This window comes from Skermanella sp., from assembly GCF_059503625.1.
This window is the reverse complement of sequence record NZ_JCACHA010001202.1, coordinates 1-4,736: the sequence shown is the minus strand read 5'-3', so window position 1 is coordinate 4,736 and position 4,736 is coordinate 1. Positions and strand designations below refer to the sequence as shown.

Sequence of the window (4,736 nt, the reverse complement as noted above, 5' to 3'; positions counted from 1 at the left end):
ACTCATATTGCGAGCTCCAGCGCAACCCTTTTTGTCAACCCCGTGAGCAATCACCGAGCAACAGCTAGTTTTGGATTTCGAGTGGCCATCCTTTGTGTTCACCCGAGTCACTGCCACCATCCTCAATAACAGTCTGAGAGTTTCCAGGGCTGGGAATGCAGCAAATAGTAAGGTGTCAACTTTTTCGACATTATGATTCCGCAGCGGGCAGGTTCTCGTGCCGGATGGCCGAACGTGCCCCCATTTCTCCCGGTTGTCCGGTGGGCGGAATCCCCCGGCCCACCGAGACACACCTGAGGAGGAGCCGTCCATGATGAAATGGACGATCCGGCTCCGTTGGAAAGGACAGACGATCGAGATTGAAATCGAGATCGGCCTGAGCCTCTAACGGAGTCACAGGGAGGGGTGGACGAACACCCCTCCCCACTCCTCTAGCCTAATCGAAGCCGGTTGGATTTGGAAGTCCCTGCGCTGGCGGCTCTCAGTCCATCACCGACGACTCTTCCTGGAACTTGTGGCCCGGCCAAAGCTCGGGTGCTACGCGGGCGTATTGCGGCGGGTAGGCGATCTCTCCACCCAGTTCGCGGGCGGCTCGCCAGCCCCAGTGCGGTTCGTCCAGCAGGGCACGGGCCAGTGCCACGAAGTCGGCTTCGCCTTCCGCCACGATGCGTTCGGCCTGTTTGGGATCGACGATCAGGCCCACGGCCATTACCGGTATCTCGGCTTCGCGGCGGATTTGGGCGGCGAAGGGGACCTGGTAGCCGGGGGTCAGGGGGATCTTGGCGCCCAGGGCTATGCCGCCGCTCGACGCGTCGATGAAGTCGCAGCCGCGCTGCTTCAGGATCTTGGCGAGGGCTACCGATTCCTCGATGGTCCAGCCGCCCTCGATCCAGTCGGACGCGCTGAGGCGGAAGCCGAGCGGGCGGTCGGTCGGCCAGACGGCGCGGACGGCGTCGAAGACTTCCAGGGGGAAGCGGGTGCGGCCTTCGAAACCGCCGCCGTAGCCGTCGGTCCGCTGGTTGGATAGGGGCGACAGGAAGGCGTGCAGCAGGTAGCCGTGGGCGCCGTGGAGTTCCGCCGCGTCGATGCCGAGCCGGACGGCGCGCTGGGCGGTGGCGACGAAGGCGTTGCGGACGCGCTCGAAGTCCTGGGCGGCGAAGGCCTGCGGGGTGTGCCAGTCCTCGGCGAAGGGGATCGCCGAGGGGGCGTAGGTGGTCCAGGGGTCCTGGTCGGGCCGCAGCGCCCTGCCGCCTTCCCACGGGCGCTGGGACGAGGCCTTGCGTCCGGCGTGGGCGATCTGGATGCCGATCTGGGCGTTGCCGTAGCGCCGGACGGAAGACAGGACTCGAGCGAGTGCGGCTTCGTTCTCGTCGTTGTAGAGGCCGAGGTCGCCGGGGGTAATGCGGCCGGCCGCCTCGACCGCCGTCGCTTCCAGGATCAGCAGCGACGCGCCGGAGTTGGCCAGCATGCCCAGGTGCATCAGGTGCCAGTCGGTGGCGTTGCCGTTCTCCGCGCTGTACTGGCACATGGGAGACACGACGATCCGGTTGGCGAAGGTGCGGCCGGCGAGGTCGATCGGCGAGAACAGTTTGCTGGACATGGTGCGTAGATCTCGGTTCCGGGGAGGATTGCCTGATAACGGCCCCGGCCGGGATCGGTTGCGGCGGGGCGGGGCTATGCCCAGGGGTCGAAGATGTTGACTGTTGAAGACGCTCCCGCCGTAGGCCGGTCTAAAGCGAAGCGGCAGCCGACATGGACGCGCCTGCTTGTCGGCTGCCGCTTCGCTCTAGACCGACCTACGGGTTGTACGCTTCATCGGTCAAAATTTTCGGTTATCAATACAAGTAAATCAAGCCAAAGCGCGGTTAGCGCGGCAGAAGAACCAAGACAAGGGAGATCCAGTAAAAATGGACGAGCATCTGGTCCAAGCGGCCCTCAACTACCACCGCTTCCCCAATCCGGGTAAGATCTCGATCACGCCGACCAAGAGCATGGTCAACCAGCGCGATCTGGCGCTGGCCTATTCTCCCGGCGTCGCGATCCCGTGCATGTCGATCAACAAGGACCCGCTGGAAGCGCTGAACCTGACGTCGCGCGGCAATCTGGTCGCCGTCATCAGCAACGGTACAGCCGTGCTGGGACTTGGCAATATCGGCGCCCTGGCGAGCAAGCCCGTCATGGAAGGCAAGGGCTGCCTGTTCAAGAAGTTCGCCGGGATCGACGTGTTCGACATCGAGATCGACGAGACCGACCCCGAGAAGCTGGTCGAGATCATCGCGAGCCTGGAGCCGACCTTCGGCGGCATCAACCTGGAAGACATCAAGTCGCCGGAATGCTTCTATATCGAAACGAAGCTCCGCGAGCGGATGAAGATCCCGGTCTTCCACGACGACCAGCACGGCACCGCCATCGTCACGGCGGCCGCCGTCATCAACGGGCTCAAGGTCGTCGGCAAGCGGATCGAGGACGTCAAGCTGGTCTGCTCCGGCGCCGGTGCAGCGGCGCTCGCCTGTCTCGACCTGCTGGTGAACCTGGGGCTTCGGAAAGAGAACGCCTTCGTCACCGACAGCAAGGGCGTCGTCTATCAGGGCCGCACCGCGTCGATGGACGACAACAAGGCCCGCTACGCCCAGGCGACAGAGGCGCGGACGCTGGCCGATATCATGCCCGGCTGCGACATCTTCCTCGGGCTGTCGATGGGCGGCGTGCTGAAGCCCGAGATGGTTCAGGGCATGGCGGACAAGCCGCTGATCCTGGCGATGGCGAACCCGGAACCGGAGATCCGTCCCGAACTGGCGAAGGAGGTCAGACCGGATTGCGTGATCGCGACCGGGCGGTCGGACTATCCCAATCAGGTCAACAACGTCCTGTGCTTCCCCTTCATCTTCCGGGGTGCGCTGGACGTGGGCGCCACCACGATCAACGAAGAGATGAAGATGGCGGCCACGCTGGCGATCGCCGCCATCGCCGAAGCCGAGCCGTCCGACGTGGTGACTTCCGCCTACGGCACCCAGGAGCCGTTCGGACCGGAATACCTGATCCCGCGCCCGTTCGACCCCCGACTGATAACGACGGTCGCTCCGGCTGTCGCGGAAGCGGCCATGAAGACGGGCGTCGCCACCCGGCCGATCACGGACATGAGAGCCTACCGGCACCAGCTCGCCAGCTTCGTCTACCGGTCGGGCACAGTCATGCAGCCGGTCTTCGCGGCGGCGGCCGAAGTCGACAAGCGGGTCTGCTACGCCGAGGGCGAGGACGACCGCGTGCTGCGCGCGGCCCAGGTGGTGGTCGACGAGAACCTGGCTCGTCCGATCCTGGTAGGCCGCAGCCATGTGATCGCGCAGAAGGTCCATGAGCTTGGCCTGCACATTCAGGCCGGCAGGGACTTCGACGTCGCCGATTTCGACGACGACGAGATGATCAACGACGCGGCCGAGATGTACTACCAGCTCCGCCGCCGCCGGGGCTTGGCGCGCAACTACGCGGTCGCGGAAATGCGGCGCAACTCGACCCTGATCGGGGCGGCATTGGTGCGGCAGGGCAAGGCGGACGGGCTGCTGTGCGGGACTTCGGGACCCTATGCAGCGCATCTGCAATATGTCGCCGACATCATCGGCTTGCAGGAGGGGGCGAGAAACTTCGCGGCCATGAACCTTCTGATGCTGCCGGGGCATACGCTGTTCATCTGCGACACCTCGATCAACGCCGATCCCACCGCCGAGCAGATCGCCGACATCACCCTGCTGGCGGCCAAGGAGGTCCGGCGGTTCGGCCTGACGCCACGGGTGGCCCTGCTGTCGCATTCCAACTTCGGCAGCGCCGACACGCCGTCGGCGATCAAGATGCGGCATGCATTGGGCTTCATCCAGGGGATGGCGCCGGACCTGGAGGTCGATGGGGAGATGCACGCGGATGCCGCCCTGTCGAAGCCGACGCTGGACCGGGTCATGCCGGACAGCAACCTGACCGAAGAGGCCAACCTGCTGATCATGCCTAACCTGGACGCCGCCAACATCACCTTCAACGCGCTGAAGGCGGTGGCGGGGCAGGGCATCACGGTAGGACCGATCCTGCTGGGGGCGGCGCAGCCGGTCCACATCCTGACCCCCACCAGCACGGTGCGCCGGATCGTCAACATGACGGCGCTGACCGCCGTGGATGCTGTGGTGCAGACGGGCGACGTACAGTTGGCCAAAGCAGCCGAGTAGCGGAGCGGCTTTCACAGCCGCTTGCGCGGCGGGAAGGGAGACTATCATGCAAGTCTCAGGAGGTGCGGCTCCCGCCGCACCGACCCACCACAAGAAGCTCTATCAGCACCTCTATTTCCAGGTCCTGTGCGCCATCGTCCTTGGCGTGCTGCTGGGGTATTTCTACCCGCAGCTCGGCGAGAGCATGAAGTGGCTGGGCGACCTGTTCATCAAGCTGATCAAGATGCTGATCGCCCCGATCATCTTCTGCACCGTCGTCCACGGCATCGCCAGCATGGAAGACATGAAGAAGGTCGGCCGGGTCGGCGTCAAGGCGCTGATCTACTTCGAGGTCATGACGACCCTGGCCCTCGTCGTCGGTCTGGTCGTCGTCAACCTGTGGCAGCCCGGCGCCGGCATGAACGTCGATGTCGCCTCGCTCGACACCAAGTCGATCGCCGCCTATACGTCGAAGGCCGCCGAACAAAGCACCATCGAATACATCATGCACATCGTGCCGAGCACGGTGGTCGGCGCCTTCGCCGAGGG

Annotated in this window: 3 protein-coding genes; 2 read left to right on the top strand and 1 reads right to left on the bottom strand. The window is 64.6% G+C overall.

Annotation, left to right across the window (positions count from 1 at the left end):
• Nucleotides 1-481 precede the first annotated feature (481 nt).
• A complete protein-coding gene (locus AC5JJ6_RS42185) occupies nucleotides 482-1,600 on the bottom strand; it encodes an NADH:flavin oxidoreductase/NADH oxidase (RefSeq protein WP_496047794.1) in 1,119 nt (372 codons plus the stop codon).
• A 307-nt stretch (nucleotides 1,601-1,907) separates the two neighbouring features.
• Between AC5JJ6_RS42185 and AC5JJ6_RS42180 the strand changes: the two genes are divergently transcribed.
• Both AC5JJ6_RS42180 and AC5JJ6_RS42175 read left to right on the top strand, forming a co-directional pair.
• Complete coding sequence (locus AC5JJ6_RS42180; protein WP_496047793.1) at nucleotides 1,908-4,208, top strand: NADP-dependent malic enzyme; 2,301 nt, start codon at nucleotides 1,908-1,910, stop codon at nucleotides 4,206-4,208.
• A 46-nt stretch (nucleotides 4,209-4,254) separates the two neighbouring features.
• The coding region (locus AC5JJ6_RS42175; RefSeq protein ID WP_496047792.1) for a cation:dicarboxylate symporter family transporter at nucleotides 4,255-4,736 on the top strand (482 nt) is incomplete at its 3' end.